This is a genomic window from Pseudoduganella chitinolytica, from assembly GCF_029028125.1.
GTDB classification, from domain to species: Bacteria; Pseudomonadota; Gammaproteobacteria; order Burkholderiales; family Burkholderiaceae_D; genus Rugamonas; species Rugamonas chitinolytica.
In genome coordinates, this window is sequence record NZ_CP119083.1 from 6,309,310 (window position 1) to 6,324,184 (window position 14,875).

10 protein-coding genes and 1 pseudogene are annotated in these 14,875 nt (G+C 66.2%); 5 read left to right on the forward strand and 6 right to left on the reverse strand.

Features of this window, described 5'->3' with window-relative positions; genetic code table 11:
• Positions 1 to 33: 33 nt before the first annotated feature.
• Complete coding sequence (locus PX653_RS27880; protein WP_277415873.1) at positions 34 to 1,956, reverse strand: PrkA family serine protein kinase; 1,923 nt, start codon at positions 1,954 to 1,956, stop codon at positions 34 to 36.
• 626 nt (positions 1,957 to 2,582) lie between these two features.
• On the opposite strand from PX653_RS27880, the gene PX653_RS27885 reads away from it, so the two are divergent.
• Positions 2,583 to 3,596 carry an adenosine deaminase gene (locus tag PX653_RS27885; protein WP_277415874.1) on the forward strand — a complete coding sequence of 338 codons (1,014 nt, stop codon included), beginning with the start codon at positions 2,583 to 2,585 and terminating at the stop codon, positions 3,594 to 3,596.
• 3 nt (positions 3,597 to 3,599) lie between these two features.
• Positions 3,600 to 6,131 (forward strand): ABC transporter permease, encoded by a 2,532-nt coding sequence (locus PX653_RS27890; RefSeq protein WP_277415875.1) that lies wholly within the window; start codon positions 3,600 to 3,602, stop codon positions 6,129 to 6,131.
• A gap of 70 nt (positions 6,132 to 6,201) precedes the next feature.
• On the opposite strand, the gene PX653_RS27895 is transcribed toward PX653_RS27890, so the two are convergent.
• Together PX653_RS27895 and PX653_RS27900 are read right to left on the reverse strand one after the other, a co-directional pair.
• A complete protein-coding gene (locus PX653_RS27895; protein ID WP_277415876.1) occupies positions 6,202 to 7,212 on the reverse strand; it encodes a response regulator in 1,011 nt (336 codons plus the stop codon).
• Positions 7,209 to 8,339: a sensor histidine kinase gene (locus PX653_RS27900; protein ID WP_277415877.1), complete on the reverse strand. Its 1,131-nt coding sequence runs from the start codon at positions 8,337 to 8,339 to the stop codon at positions 7,209 to 7,211. The genes PX653_RS27895 and PX653_RS27900 overlap by 4 nt, the downstream gene beginning before the upstream one ends.
• A gap of 14 nt (positions 8,340 to 8,353) precedes the next feature.
• On the opposite strand from PX653_RS27900, the gene PX653_RS27905 reads away from it, so the two are divergent.
• The 3 genes from PX653_RS27905 (at position 8,354) to PX653_RS27915 (ending at position 10,384) form a co-directional block, all read left to right on the forward strand.
• Positions 8,354 to 8,506, forward strand: coding sequence for a hypothetical protein (locus PX653_RS27905; protein WP_277415878.1), 153 nt, complete (start codon positions 8,354 to 8,356; stop codon positions 8,504 to 8,506).
• Positions 8,507 to 8,598: 92 nt separating this feature from the next.
• Positions 8,599 to 8,997: a group II truncated hemoglobin gene (locus PX653_RS27910; protein ID WP_277415879.1), complete on the forward strand. Its 399-nt coding sequence runs from the start codon at positions 8,599 to 8,601 to the stop codon at positions 8,995 to 8,997.
• 142 nt (positions 8,998 to 9,139) lie between these two features.
• Positions 9,140 to 10,384, forward strand: coding sequence for a DNA recombination protein RmuC (locus tag PX653_RS27915; RefSeq protein WP_371876394.1), 1,245 nt, complete (start codon positions 9,140 to 9,142; stop codon positions 10,382 to 10,384).
• Positions 10,385 to 10,450: 66 nt separating this feature from the next.
• Here PX653_RS27915 and moeA read toward each other — a convergent pair whose 3' ends face one another.
• From moeA to chrA, 3 genes and pseudogenes are all read right to left on the reverse strand, one after another.
• Positions 10,451 to 12,379 carry a molybdopterin molybdotransferase MoeA gene (gene moeA / locus PX653_RS27920; protein ID WP_277415881.1) on the reverse strand — a complete coding sequence of 643 codons (1,929 nt, stop codon included), beginning with the start codon at positions 12,377 to 12,379 and terminating at the stop codon, positions 10,451 to 10,453.
• Between the two features lies 1 nt (position 12,380).
• Positions 12,381 to 13,493, reverse strand: coding sequence for a GTP 3',8-cyclase MoaA (gene moaA / locus PX653_RS27925; protein WP_277415882.1), 1,113 nt, complete (start codon positions 13,491 to 13,493; stop codon positions 12,381 to 12,383).
• 9 nt (positions 13,494 to 13,502) lie between these two features.
• Positions 13,503 to 14,842, reverse strand: a pseudogene (chrA, locus tag PX653_RS27930) (chromate efflux transporter).
• Between the last annotated feature and the right edge of the window lie 33 nt (positions 14,843 to 14,875).

Here is a 14,875-nt window from a genome sequence, read left to right on the forward strand (position 1 = left end):
CGCTGGCGTCAACCTATTATCGCACCGCCGGCGTTACGACGACTTCCGCACACGCAGATACCACTCGCACAGCAGGCGGACCTGCTTGGCGGTGTAGCCTTTTTCCACCATGCGCGCGACAAAGTCGGCATGCTTGTTGGCGTCTTCGGCGCTGGCCTTGGCATTGAACGAGATGACGGGCAGCAGCTCCTCCGTATTCGAGAACATCTTCTTCTCGATGACCGTGCGGAACTTCTCGTAGCTTGTCCAGGCCGGGTTCTTGCCGCCGTTGTTGGCGCGGGCGCGCAGCCCGAAGTTGACGATCTCGTTGCGGAAGTCCTTCGGATTGCTGATGCCGGCCGGCTTCTCGATCTTTTCCAGCTCCGCGTTCAGCGACTCGCGGTCGAAGCTCTCGCCGGTATCCGGATCGCGGTATTCCTGGTCCTGGATCCAGAAGTCCGCAAACGTCACGTAGCGGTCGAAGATGTTCTGGCCGTATTCGGAATAGCTTTCCAGGTAGGCCGTCTGGATCTCCTTGCCGATGAAGTCCACGTAGCGCTGCGCCAGGTGTTCCTTGATGTACGAGAAGTATTTCTGTTCCGTCTCCGGCGGGAACTGCTCGCGCTCGACCTGCTGCTCCAGCACGTACAGCAGGTGCACGGGGTTGGCCGCCACTTCCGTCGAGTCGAAGTTGAACACCTTGGACAGGATCTTGAACGCGAAGCGCGTCGACAGGCCGTTCATGCCTTCGTCCACCCCCGCATAGTCGACGTACTCGTGGATCGACTTCGCCTTCGGATCGGTGTCCTTCAGGTTTTCGCCATCGTACACGAGCATTTTCGAGAAGATGGACGAGTTTTCCGGTTCGTTCAGGCGCGACAGCACGGCAAACTGCGACATCATGCGCAAGGTACCCGGCGCGCACGGCGCTTCCGCCAGCGACGAATTGCGCAACAGCTTCTCGTAGATCTTCACTTCGTCGGACACGCGCAGGCAGTACGGCACCTTGACGATGTAGATCCGGTCCAGGAAGGCTTCGTTGTTGCGGTTGTTGCGGAAGCTCTTCCACTCCGACTCGTTCGAGTGGGCCAGCACGATGCCGTCGAACGGGATCGCGCCGAAGCCTTCCGTGCCCTTGTAGTTGCCCTCCTGCGTGGCCGTCAGCAGCGGGTGCAGCACCTTGATGGGCGCCTTGAACATCTCGACGAATTCCATCAGGCCCTGGTTGGCCAGGCACAGGCCGCCGGAGTAGCTGTACGCATCCGGATCGTCCTGGGCGTAGTCCTCGAGTTTGCGGATGTCGACCTTGCCGACGAGGGACGAGATGTCCTGGTTGTTCTCGTCGCCCGGCTCCGTCTTGGAGATGGCGACCTGCTTCAGGATCGACGGGTAGCGCTTGACGACGCGGAACTGGTTGATGTCGCCATTGAACTCGTGCAGGCGCTTGACGGCCCACGGGCTGGGGATGTTGCGCAGGTAGCGGCGCGGGATGCCGTAATCCTCTTCCAGGATGACGCCATCCTCGGCCTCGTTGAACAGGCCCAGTGGCGACTCGTTGACGGGCGAACCCTTGATGCAGTAGAACGGCACCTGCTCCATCAGCGACTTCAGTTTCTCGGCGATCGACGACTTGCCGCCGCCCACGGGACCCAGCAGGTACAGGATCTGCTTGCGCTCCTCCAGCCCCTGCGCCGCGTGGCGGAAGTAGGAAACGACCTGTTCGATCACTTCCTCCATGCCGTAGAACTCGCGGAACGCGGGATAGATCTTGATGACCTTGTTGGCGAAGATGCGGGACAGGCGGGTGTCGTTGCGCGTATCGACGAGGGTGGGTTCGCCGATCGCGGCCAGCATGCGTTCCGCAGCCGTCGCGTAGGTAAGGTGATCCTTCTTGCAAAGCTGGAGATATTCGGAAAGGGACATTTCCTCTTCCCGGGTGCGCTCGTACCGTGCTGCGTAGTTGTCAAAGATGGTCATGTGCATGTCCTCTGATGTAAACCTACTCGTCACGGACCCTCGTTCAACCTGCCGGGGCGGCGGCTGCCGGCCTGCGGTGCCCGCCATGCGGCCGGTAAGCCGCATGACTGCGCTGTTGGCCGGAACCGGTCCCGCCCGGCGTCATGTCTCGAAGAGCCCTACTGTGGTCGGCAGTCGTCGCGGCTGGCTGCTGGCCTGATCCTGGGTGCAAACTCTCTTGCTTGTTATTGTGTCTCGGCTTGGTTCGGGTACGGCTTGCGCGTACCGGCCGGATTTTTTATTGGCCGTGCCGTGGGAGCTGGCGCGGCGTGCGTGTGTGTACGTATAAACGCATCTTACGCTTGTGAAATTAATTATTGCGCTAATGGTGCAGGAAGTCAAAACATTATCCGGCATCGTCAAAACCCGTTCCAAGCGATTGATTACGAACGATAAAAGCCCGCACGACCGATACTGCCCACGACACTGTTGCAAAATTCTTCACGCTTGCCGCCACAGTAGCATGGTTGCCAAAGCTGTGCTGAACGCCGCACAAACCGTGCGCCAGGGCATGGCCCGGCCAACGGCGCCGTCTTGCGCTAAGATGCCGGAAAGCGTCGTCATCTTGTACCAATAAAGGAAAATCCATGAACACCCAATTGCTGCACATCGTGCGCAACATGCCCAAGGCCGAACTGCATATCCATATCGAGGGTTCGCTCGAACCGGAGCTGATTTTCGCACTGGCCGAGCGCAACGGCGTGCAGCTGGCGTATCCGTCGGTGGACGCGTTGCGCGCCGCCTACGATTTCAAGGACCTGCAGTCCTTCCTCGACATCTATTACGCCGGCGCCAGCGTGCTGCTGAAGGAACAGGATTTCCACGACATGACGGCGGCCTACCTGGCCAAGGCGAAAGCCGACCACGTGCGCCACGCGGAGATCTTCTTCGATCCGCAGACGCACACTTCGCGCGGCGTGCCGATCGGCGAAGTCATCGGCGGCATCCACCGCGCCTGCCAGGAAGGGCCGATCAGCGCGACACTGATCCTGTGCTTCCTGCGCCACCTGTCGGAGGAGGACGCGCTGGCTACGCTGGAAGCGGCGCTGCCCTACCGCGACAAGTTCATCGGTGTCGGCCTGGATTCTTCCGAAGTGGGCCATCCGCCGGAAAAGTTCGCGCGCGTGTTCGCGCGCTGCCGCGACCTGGGCCTGCACCTGGTCGCGCACGCAGGCGAGGAAGGCCCGCCGGCCTACATCGAGACCGCGCTGGACGTGCTGCACGTGGAGCGGATCGACCATGGCGTGCGCTGCCTGGAGGATGCCGCGCTGACGCGCCGCATCGCGGCCGAGAAGATGGCACTGACCGTCTGCCCGCTGTCGAACATCAAGCTGCGCGTGTTCGACAACATGCGTGAACACAACCTGCTGCAATTGCTGGATGCCGGCCTCGTCGCCACCGTCAATTCGGACGACCCGGCCTACTTCGGTGGTTACCTGAACGACAATTTCGTGGCCGCGTTCGAGTCGCTGCCGCTGGGCCTGCAGCATGCGCACGAGCTGGCGAAAAACAGCTTTGCCGCGTCGTTCCTGGAGCCTGCGCGCAAGCAGCAGTTCCTCGACGAGGTGGATGCCTATTTCGCCGCCTTCAACGTGGTCTGACCCATGTTCCGCCAAGCCCTGCGCATGACCGCGCGCGACTGGCGCGCCGGCCAGTTGCGCTTCCTCCTCGTCGCGCTGGTGGTGGCCGTCGCGGCACTGTCCGCCGCCGGCTTCTTCATCGACCGCCTGCGCGCCGGCCTGAACCGTGACGCCTACCAGCTGCTGGGCGCCGACCTCGTCGTCGCTACCGACCAACCCACGCCGCAGGCCTGGCGCGACGAGGCGGCCCGGCGCAACCTGGTGCAGACCGCCACCACCGTGTTCCAGAGCATGGCGCAGGCGGGCGAGGGCGAATCGGCCCAGTCCACGCTGGTGTCGCTGAAAGCGGTCGGCGCCGGCTATCCGCTGCGCGGGCGCGTCAAGGTGACCACCGCCACGGAGCAGGCCCTCGACAGCATCGGTACGCCCGCCGCCGACATTCCCGCGCCCGGCACCGTGTGGCTGGACGCGCCCCTGCTGGAAAAGCTGCAGACCCAGGTGGGCGCCTCCGTGCGCCTGGGCGACCGCACGTTCCGCGTCGCCCAGCTGATCGCTTCCGAGCCGGACCGTGGCAGCGGCTTCGCCACGTTCGCGCCACGCGCGATGATGCGGCTGGACGAGTTGCCGGCGACCGGCCTGGTGCAGCCCGGCGCCCGTATCACCTATCGGCTGCTGCTGGCGGCGAACGGCGAGCAGGGCACGCAGGCGGTGACGGGTTACGCCGACTGGCTGCGTGCCCAGGTCAAGGCGGGCAACGTGCGCGGCGTGCGCATCGATACGCTGCAGGAAGGCCGGCCGGAAATGCGCGAGACGCTGGAGCGGGCCGACCAGTTCCTGTCGCTGGTGGGCCTGCTGTCGGCGCTGCTGGCCGCCGTGGCCGTGGCGATGGCCGCGCGCCGCTTCATGCAGCGCCACCTGGACGCCTGTGCGATGCTGCGCTGCCTGGGCCTGACGCAGAACCAGGTGACGGCCATGTACCTGATCGAATTCTTGCTGGTGGGACTGGCGGGCAGCGTGGTCGGCGTGCTGGTGGGCTTTGCCGGCCATTACGTGCTGCTGGAAATGCTGGGCCGGCTGGTATCGGCCGACCTGCCGCCGGCCACGTTCGTGCCCGCATTGCAGGGGCTGGCCGTCGGCATGCTGCTGCTGGCCGGCTTCGCGCTGCCGCCGATCCTGCAGCTGCGCAATGTACCCCACAACCGGGTGATCAGGCGCGAGCAGGGCGCGCCGCAGCCGGCGGTACTGGCCACGTACGGGCTCGGCCTGGGCGCCTTTGTCGTGCTGCTGCTGTGGCAGGCCGGCGACCTGAAGCTCGCACTGATGACGGCGCTGGGCTTCCTTGCCGCATTCGGCCTGTTTGCGCTGGCCGGCTGGCTGGGTCTCGTCGCCTTGCGGCGCGCCCGCACCGGCGTGAATCACCAGGCCTGGCGCTTTGCCGTGACGTCGCTGCGGCGCCGGCCCGGCGCCACCGTCGTGCAGGTGGTCGCGCTGGCGCTGGGCCTGATGGCGCTGCTGCTGCTGACCATCGTGCGGGGCGACCTGATGGGGGCGTGGCGCAATGCCACGCCGCCGGACGCGCCCAATCACTTCGTCATCAATATCCAGCCGGACCAGAAGGACGAGATCGCCCGCCGCCTGCAGCAGGGCGGGGCGCTGCCGGCGCCCCTGTATCCGATGATCCGGGGCCGGCTGACGGCCATCAACGGCAAGCCCGTCACGCCGGATACCTACACCGAGGAGCGCGCGCGTGGTATTGCCGAGCGCGAGTTCAACCTGTCGACGATGGCGGCGGTGCCGGCGCAGAACGACATCGTGGCCGGCCGCTGGTTTACCGATGCGCCCGGCGTGGCCGAAGCGTCCGTCGAAGCCGGCATGGCCGAGACGCTGAACCTGAAGCTGGGCGATACGATGCGCTTCGACATCGCGGGCTCGCCCGTCGAGGCGAAGATCACGAGCCTGCGCAAGCTGAAGTGGAGCTCGATGCGCGTCAATTTCTTCGTCATCGTCAACCCGAGCGCGATGGCGGACACGCCGCAGACGTGGATCACGGCATTCCACCTGCCGCGGCAGGCGTCGCGCGTGGCCAGCGCGCTGACGCGCGACTTTGCCAACCTGACCGTCGTCGACGTGGGCGGGGTGCTGCGCCAGATCACGTCCGTGCTCGAGCAGGTCATCCGCGCCGTCGAGTTCCTGTTCGCCTTCACGCTGGCTTCCGGCCTCCTCGTGCTGTACGCCGCACTGATGGGCTCGCAGGACGAGCGTACCCGCGAGGCGGGCCTGCTGCGCGCGCTGGGGGCCACGCGCCGGCAGCTGTCGCAGGCGCAGCTGATCGAGTTCCTGCTGGTGGGTTCGCTGTCGGGGCTGCTGGCCGCCAGCGGGGCCGCCGCCATGGGCTGGGGGCTGGCGAAATACGTGTTCAAGTTCGACTGGACGTTCAGCCCCGTCGTCTGGATCGTCGGCCTGGCAGCGGGCGCGCTGTGTGCCATCGCGGGCGGCTGGCTGGGCCTGCGCAACGTGCTGAACCAGCCGCCGCTGCAGACGCTGCGCGAAGCCTGAACAAGGCGGCGGAGGCTTGAAAAAGTAAGGGTGACAGTCACCATTTAGAAATGGTGACTGTCACCCTTTTTTATGCGGCCAGGTCGCAGGGCGGGTGGCGCGAGTTGAGGAACTCGCTGAACGGGTAGACGGGGCTGTCCAGGTAGTGGCCGGGGAATTCGAACAAGGCCCAGTAGTAGCGTTCGCGGCCTTGCAGCACCTGCGGTGCGCAGCAGTAGCGGTGCCACTGCTCGCCCGCCGCCGTGGAATACATGCCCGCACCCGCCTCGGGTGGGAAGAACGGCAAGACGCGGCGTTCCTGCAATGCCGTCAGCAGCGATTGCGGCGCATCGTTGTCGCGCGCCACTTCGTACTGCGCGTGCATGCCCAGTTCCGTCTCGATGACCATCAGGCTGGCGCGGCCGTGGCGGTCGAGGAACAGGATGCCGGTCGGGCTCGAGTGCAGGTAATGCTCGACGAAGCCGTGCGTGCTGTACAGCTCGCGCACGAGGCCCGCCATCGTATTGCAGCGCAAGAAGGAATAATCGTGCAGTGCCAGCAGGTCGCGCAGGGTCTCGGCCTGGTCGACAAAGAACGCCCGCTGCATGGCGAGGATTTCCCGTTCCAGGCGGTCGAGCGCATCGTCGTCGCTCTTGCGGATGAAGCGGTCGATCAGCCCCTCGTTGAAGGCGTTGACGGCGATCTTTTCGTCCGCCGCGCCCGTGAACAGGATCTTCTTGCACGGCAGGTATTCGATCTGCCGGCAGAACTCGACGCCATTCATCTGTGGCATCGAATAATCGACCACCAGCACGGACGGGATCGTGAAGCGGTGCTGGCTGGCGCACAGGTCATGGATGCGACGCACGTCCACGGCCACGTTGGGCTGGTCGGCCGTCTGGTTCAGGATATCGAAATTGACATGCAACGGCAGGTCGGCACGGCGCGTGCTGGCATTGAACCAGTCCAGTGCCATCGTCGTGTCGTGGAACGTCTTGCTGGGAAGCAGGGGATCGAGCTGGAACGACAGGCTTTTCAGGAACGAGTCGCTGTCATCAACCAGGACGGTGGTGGTGGGGTGGGCGAAAATCGGAAGTCTCATGGTTCACCTGATGGCACATTGGCGCGCTGGACGGGGAATTCAAGTACGAAGATGGCGTAAGCGCTTTCGCGTGACACGCAGCGGATGCTGGCATTCCAGGCATGCATGATCTGGCGGCACAAGGCCAGGCCGACGCCGGTCCCGTTGTGTGCCGGATATGCGTAGAAGCGATGGAAGATAAAGGGTTGCCGGCGCGCGGCAATGCCGCATGCGGTATCGATGAAGAGCAGCCGGGGTGGCTTGCGATTGCCTTCCACGACAATGCGCACGCGGCCCTTGCCGGCACGGTGGATTGCCTTCAAGGCATTGCGAAGCAGGTTCAGCAGGATCACCACCGTCAATTCGTATTGCCCCGCAAAGCTGAAGTTGCCGCGCACGTCCACGGCCACCGCGCTGCGCTGCGCGGGGCTGGTAAAAGGATAGCGCCGCAGCACCGACTGCACGGCGTCGGCCATCGACACGGATTCGGACGGGTCGAGTCGCCGCCGCACCGCGTTCGCGCTCAGCAGGAACAGGTCGATCAGGTGGTTCATGTGGCGCACTTCGTACTGGATCCGCGTCATGGCCTGGCGCACGTCGTCCTGGGCACCGTTGCCCGCCGTCTCGGCCTGCAGCATGCGTGTCAAGCCGCGCACATTGGCATCCATGCTGGCCAGCGGCGTACGCATCTCGTGCGCCACCGCGCCGAGTCCCTCGCCCATGCCGGCCAGTTTCTCCTGCTCCAGCGCGGAGCGGCCGACGCGGGCCGCGTACAGCAGGCCGATGACGAACGCGTGCACGGGCAGCTGCTGCAGCGCGCCCTGTGTCAGGATGCTGTTGCCGCTTCCATGCAGCAGTACGCAGGCGCAGGCCAGCAAGGTGCCGATCGCATAGGCGCGCAGGGCCACCGGCGGGGGGAAATGAAACAGCGCCACCGTCGCCACCGTCAACCACTGGGCCCAGGCGACGCCCGTATCGTTCATCAGGAACATGTACGTGCTGAAAAACGGCAGCTGGAACGCGACGGCGACGGGCACGTACAGTTCGCAGTAGCGCGGGCCCATCCGTTCGGCCGCGATGCCCGCGGCGCCGATGGCCATGCCGAGCGCGCGCAGCGTGGGATTGTCGAAAGGCTGGGGAACACCCACGTGTACAGGGCGAAATGCAGCGGGTGCAGCAGCAGCGCAGTCCAGCCCAGCACGAGCGCCTGCACGGCAGAGCGCTCGCCGTTGCGGTGGCGGCGCAGCTGGGCGGCGAAAAACGTGCCGGCTTTGCGTTCGAGGCGATCGTCGCGCATGGCTGTATTTACTCCTGACAAGCGTCCATCTTCCACCCAAACTCGTCTGTCTTGAGTGGTATCGGGAATCGGCTTGATCTACATCAATCGCACTGTGCAGGTGGGTTATCATGGCGCCCATGAACGAAACACGTACGCTTTACGACATCATTGGCGGCGAAGCCAAGCTGCGGGAAATGGTCGACCGCTTCTACGACCTGATGGAGCTGGAACCGGAGTTTGCCGGCATCCGCGCCATGCACCCGCCCGCGACGGATGGGTCGCGCGACAAGCTGTTCTGGTTCCTGTCCGGCTGGATGGGTGGCCCCGACCTGTACCAGGAACAGTTCGGCCACCCGCGCCTGCGTGCGCGGCACCTGCCGTTCGCGGTGGGCACCAGCGAGCGCGACCAGTGGCTGCGCGCCATGGCCTGGGCAATGGAAGACGTCGGCATCGCCGAAGACCTGCGCCTGCGCTTGATGCAATCGTTCTACCAGACCGCCGACTGGATGCGCAACACGCCGGGTTGACCGAAGACGCCAGCGACGATTTTGGAACCCAACAGCAGAGGCTGGGGTCAGACCCACCGGGTCTGCCCCCTGTTTTCGGTTTCGGGGTGCAGCACGCCGGATGCTGTATATTTCCACAGTATTCAATGACTGTGGAATGACAATGGAACTGTATCTCCTGCTGGGCCTCGCCCTGCTGATCCTGCTGCTGCAAGTGGCGCTGCTGCTGCGCCCCCGGGCGGGCGGCGATATCGGCGAGCGCCTCGACCGTGTCGAGCGCGAGGTGCGCCTGCAGTTGCAGGCCACCGCCCAGGCGCAGCGCCAGGAAATGACGCACACGCTGGGCCAGAGCCATGCGGCCACGGTACAGCAGCTGGACGGCATGCGCCGCCAGATCGAAGTGCTGACGGAGTCGAACGCGCGCCGCCTGGCGGAGGTGCGCATGACCCTGGAAACCCGCATCCGCGACCTGCAGACCGACAACGGCGCCCGGCTGGAGGAGATGCGCCAGACCGTCGACGAAAAACTGCACGCCACGCTGGAGTCACGCCTGACGGAGTCGTTCAAGCAGGTCTCCGACCGCCTCGAGCGGGTGCACCAGGGCTTGGGCGAGATGCAGCAGCTGGCGCTGGGCGTGGGTGACCTGAAGCGCGTGCTGACCAACGTCAAGACGCGCGGCACGTGGGGCGAGGTGCAGCTGGAAATGCTGCTGGAGCAGGTGCTGACTCCCGACCAGTACGCCAAGAACGTCGAGACCGTCGCCGGCACCAATGCGCGCGTCGAGTTTGCGTTGAAACTGCCGGGCATGAAGGAGGGCGGCGCGCCCGTCTGGATGCCGATCGACGCCAAGTTCCCGAAAGAACAGTACGAACGGCTGCTCGAAGCGGCCGAGCGCGCCGATGCGGATGGCGTGGCCCTGGCCGGCCGCGAGCTGGAGCGGGCCGTGCGCAACGAAGCGAAGACCATCGCCGAGAAATACGTATGTCCGCCGCAGACGACCGACTTCGCCATCCTGTTCCTGCCGACGGAAGGGCTGTACGCCGAAGTGATGCGCCGGCCCGGTCTGGCCGACGAGCTGCAGCGCACCAACCGCATCAGCATCGCGGGGCCGTCCACGTTGACGGCGCTGCTGAACAGCCTGCAGATGGGCTTCCGCACCCTCGCGCTGGAGAAGCGCTCGTCGGAGGTGTGGCAGGTGCTGGGCGCCGTCAAGACGGAGTTCGGCAAGTTCGGCGACGTGCTGGCCGCCACGAAAACCACGCTGGAGCGCGCGGCGAAGAACATCGAGTCGGCCGAAGTGCGCAGCCGCCAGATGGCGCGCAAGCTGAAATCGGTGGAAGCGCTGCCGGCCGACGCCGCGCAGATGCTGCTGGGCCAGGAAGTGGAACTGCCGGAAGCCGACAGCTGAGCTCGTGTCCCACCGCGGTGACTGACCCCGCGGTGGGACACGAGCTGGTCGGTAGCTGGATTCGCCCTAAATCAAACCCTCGAACAGCAGTACGTCGACCAGCTCGCCGGCGGCGACATTGCCCTGGTGATCCGGCAGCACCACCATGCAGTTCGCTTCCGCCATCGAGCGCAGGATGCCCGAGCCTTGCGAGCCCGTGATGCGCACCTCGCGGGCGCCATCCGCGTTGACGGTCAGGATGCCGCGCTGGTACTCGGTGCGGCCCGGCTTCTTGCGGATGGAGCCGAACGAGCGGGCCTGCACCAGCAGGTCGTCACCCGGCGTCGCGCCCATCATGCGCAGCAGCGCGTGGCGGGCGAAGAAATAGAACGTGACCATGACGGCGACGGGATTGCCCGGCAGGCCGAACAGGAACGCGCTGTGGCCGTTCGAGCGGATCTTGCCGAACGCCATCGGCCGGCCCGGGCGCATGCCAATGGTCCAGAACGTCACGTCGCCCAGGGTTGCCATGATCTGCTTGGTGTAGTCCGCCGCGCCCACCGATACGCCACCCGACGTGATGACGGCATCGGCGCACTCGCAGGCGTCACGCAGCGCCGCCTCCAGCGAGGCCGGGTCGTCCTTGACGATGCCCATGTCGACGATGTCCACGCCCAGGCGCGTCAGCATGCCGTGCAAGGTGTAGCGGTTGCTGTCGTATACGCAGCCCGGCGCCAGAGGCTCGCCGATCGAGCGCAGCTCGTCGCCGGTGGAGAAGAACGCCACGCGCAGCCGGCGCCGCACGGGCACCTCGGCGATGCCCAGCGACGCGATCAGGCCCAGGTCGGCCGGGCGGACGATCTTGCCGGCCTTCAGCGCCGGGCTGCCTTCCATCAGGTCCTCGCCCTTGAAGCGGCGGTTGTCGCCCGTCTTGACGGTGCGCGGCGCGATCGTGACGCGATCGTCCGTGATGCCGGCCGCCAGCTCCTGCGGCAGGACCGTGTCGCAGCCGGGCGGCATCACGCCCCCCGTCATGATGCGCACGCACTGGCCCGCCTGCGGGCGCAGGTCCGACGGCCGGCCCGCGTAGACGGCGCCGATCACGTCCAGCGTGGTGGGGTGTTCACTGTCCAGCTGGTCGCCGCCAAAGGCAAAGCCGTCCATGGCGGAATTGTCGTGCGCCGGCACGCTGATGGGGGAGACGATGTCCGCCGCCAGCACGCGGCCGAGGGACGCGCGCAGCGCCACTTTCTCGACGGTGCGCACGGGCTGGATGAATTCGCGGATGATGTGCTGGGCCTGGCTGACGGGCACGGCGTGGGGATCGTAGCCGGACAGGCAACCCACCACATCCTGCAACGTCGGCGCGGCGTCACGCGCCTGCTCCTCCTGCTGCAGCTCGGCCAGCGTGTTGATGTTGCGGAACGCAGCGGCATCGTTGAACAGCACCTCGGCCACCTTGATCGACTTGTGCCAGCCGTCCATCCGGCGCCCGCCCTCGGCCAGGTAGGCGTCCAGCCGCGGCAGCGCGTTCTTGCGGATCAGGCTGAACACCGGATGAGGCTGCTTGTGGGCGACGCCGTCCTCGTCCGCTTCCATCGTCACCGCCAGCGCCAGGTCCGCTTCCTGCGTCACCAGCGCATCGCGCAGGCGCTGCACCAGGTCGGCCGGCAGGAACGGCGAGTCGCACGGCGCCGTGACGAGCAGGTCGGTGGCGCAGTGCCGCAGCCCCGTCTGCAGGCCGGCCAGCGGGCCTTCGAAGCCCGTCAGTTCGTCCGGCAGCACGGGCGCCCCCAGCGCCGCGTAGGTGTCCTGGTTGCGGTTGGCGTTGATCGCCATCGCGTGCACCTGCGGTGCCAGCCGGCGCAGCACGTGCGCCACCAGGGTGGCGCCGCGGAACGGCTGCAGGCCCTTGTCCACGCGGCCCATGCGGGTGCCGCGGCCGCCGGCCAGGATGAAGCCCGTGACGTCGTCGTATGCGGTGGTACTGTCGGTAGTGCTGGTGCTGCTCGTCAAATCATCCCCCAATATAGGACATCTCGACCTTGCGTTCGCCTGCGCGCGGCAGGCCTTCGGTGTCGGTCGTTCTCAGTTCGGAATAGCGGTCGGCGCGGCCCTGCCAGACGGCGCCGATGGCGGCCGACAGTTCGGCATCGCTGCGGCCCTCGCGCAGCAGGGCGCGCAGGTCGTGGCCGCGGGTGGCGAACAGGCAGGTGTACAGCTTGCCTTCGGTGGACAGCCGCGCCCGCGTGCAGTCCTGGCAGAAGGCCTGCGTGACGGACGAGATCACGCCGATCTCGCCACTGCCGTCCCCGTAGCGCCAGCGCGCCGCCGTCTCGCCCGTGTAGTTCGGATCGACGGGGACGAGCGGCATCTCGGCACCGATGCGCCGGACGATCTCGGCGGACGGAATCACCTCCTGCATGTTCCAGCCGTTTGACGCGCCCACGTCCATGTACTCGATGAAGCGCAGGATGTGCGGCGTGCCCTTGAAGTAACGGGCCATCGGCAGGATTTCCTGATCGTTGCTGCCGGCCTTGACGACCATGTTGACCTTGATGGGCCCCAGGCCGGCGGCGTGGGCCGCATCGATGCCGCGCAGCACGTCCGCAACGGCGAAATCGACGTCGTTCATGGCGCGGAAGACGGCGTCGTCCATCGCGTCCAGCGATACCGTCACGCGGTTCAGGCCGGCATCCCTCAGCGCCTGCGCCTTGCGCGCCAGCAGCGAGCCGTTGGTGGTCAGGGTCAGGTCGAGCGGCTTGCCGTGCACGGTGCGCAATTCAGCCAGCATGCCGATCAGCTTTTCGATATTCTTGCGCAGCAGCGGCTCGCCACCGGTCAGGCGGATCTTCTCGACGCCGTGGGCGACGAACTGGCGCGCCAGCCGGGTGATCTCCTCGAACGTCAGCAGCGACGCGTGGGGCAGGTACTGGTAGTCCTTGTCGAACACTTCCTTCGGCATGCAGTAGACACAGCGGAAGTTGCAGCGGTCGGTGATCGAAATGCGCAGGTCGTGCAGGGGCCGGGCCAGGCGGTCGCGCAATTCTCCCGTCGCGGGTTCGAGCGCGGCGGGAATGGCCGGCGCCCGGGCGCGCCCGTCCGACAGGATGATGATCTTCTCAGTCATTACTTTTTACTACGATAGTTGGGTGAAAGCACCCGGATAAGATAGCACGAGCCCCGCGATCGCACAGGCCAGCAGCAGCTTCACTGTCCCCACCTGGTAACGCAGCAGTGCCAGCGCGGCCGCGCCGGCGATGGCGATCGCCGCCCATTGTACGTGGCCGGCCACGAAAAACACGTGCAGGCCGAAAAACACCGCCAGGCTGGCAATCACGCCGACGACGGCCGCCGAGATGGCCGTCAACGGCGCCGTCATGCGGATATTGTCGCGCGTGGCCTCGACCAGCGGGCCGCCGGCCAGGATGAAGATAAACGACGGTATGAACGTAAACCACGCCGCCACGCCGGCACCGACGATGCCGGACACTGCGACGCCGCCCAACGGCTGGTGCGTCCAGCCCCCACGAAACCGATGAACGCGACGATCATGATCAAAGGACCAGGTGTCGTCTCGCCCAGCGCCAGGCCGTCGATCATCTGGGCCGGCGTCAGCCAGTAATACTGGTAGACGGCGCCCTGGTAGACATACGGCAGCACCGCATAGGCGCCGCCGAACGTCAACAGGGCCGCCTTGGTGAAGAACCAGCCCATCTGCGCCAGCGGGCCGTTGCGGCCATCGTGGGCAGCCAGCAGCAGCCACGACAGGCCGACCAGCGCGATGCCTGCCACGACGGTGACGGCCAGCCGGCCCCAGCCGAAACGGGCGTGGGCGGGTGTCGGCGTATCGTCATCGATCAGGGCGGGGCCGTAGCCAGGCAGCGCCCCGGTTGCGGCCGGCGCTCCCGGCACAAATTTGCCGGGCAGCAGCCGCCCCCCCAGCCAGCCGACAGCGGCGGCCGTCAGCACGACGAGCGGGAAGGGCAGGCGCAGCAGCAGTGCGACGAAAGCGGCGCCGGCGACGGTTCCCAGCAAGCCGTTGCGCAATGTGCGCCGGCCGATGCGCCACGCGGCCGCCAGTACCAGCGCGACGACGGCGGGCTTCAGGCCGTACAGCAGCCCGGCAATGACGGGCAGGTGGCCGTACGCCATGTAGACCCAGCCCAGCCCGGTCAGCAGCAGCAGCGACGGCAGCACGAACAGCACGCCGGCGACGATGCCGCCCCAGGTGCGGTGCAGCAGCCAGCCGATGTAGATGGCCAGCTGCGTCGCTTCCGGTCCCGGCAGCAGCATGCAGTAGTTCAGCGCATGCAGGAAGCGCCGTTCCGAAATCCAGCGGCGCCGCTCGACCAGCTCGGCATGCATCATGGCGATCTGGCCCGCGGGGCCGCCGAAGCTGATGAAGCCCAGCTTCAGCCAGTAACGGAAGGCGGTGAACAGGGAGACTGGCGCGGGAGGAGTCTGGTCGATGGTCATGGCGATGGCGAAAAAAAGGGAAGCACGCGGCTT

Excerpts from the sequence above, each read along its gene's own strand:
- PX653_RS27910 (WP_277415879.1), top strand. The coding sequence starts at position 8,599 with ATGGCGCCCATGAACGAAACACGTACGCTTTACGACATCATTGGCGGC.
- PX653_RS27895 (WP_277415876.1), bottom strand. The coding sequence starts at position 7,212 with ATGAGACTTCCGATTTTCGCCCACCCCACCACCACCGTCCTGGTTGAT.
- PX653_RS27915 (WP_371876394.1), top strand. The coding sequence starts at position 9,140 with ATGGAACTGTATCTCCTGCTGGGCCTCGCCCTGCTGATCCTGCTGCTG.
- PX653_RS27880 (WP_277415873.1), bottom strand. The coding sequence starts at position 1,956 with ATGACCATCTTTGACAACTACGCAGCACGGTACGAGCGCACCCGGGAA.
- PX653_RS27890 (WP_277415875.1), top strand. The coding sequence starts at position 3,600 with ATGTTCCGCCAAGCCCTGCGCATGACCGCGCGCGACTGGCGCGCCGGC.
- PX653_RS27885 (WP_277415874.1), top strand. The coding sequence starts at position 2,583 with ATGAACACCCAATTGCTGCACATCGTGCGCAACATGCCCAAGGCCGAA.
- moaA (WP_277415882.1), bottom strand. The coding sequence starts at position 13,493 with ATGACTGAGAAGATCATCATCCTGTCGGACGGGCGCGCCCGGGCGCCG.
- PX653_RS27905 (WP_277415878.1), top strand. The coding sequence starts at position 8,354 with ATGCAGCGGGTGCAGCAGCAGCGCAGTCCAGCCCAGCACGAGCGCCTG.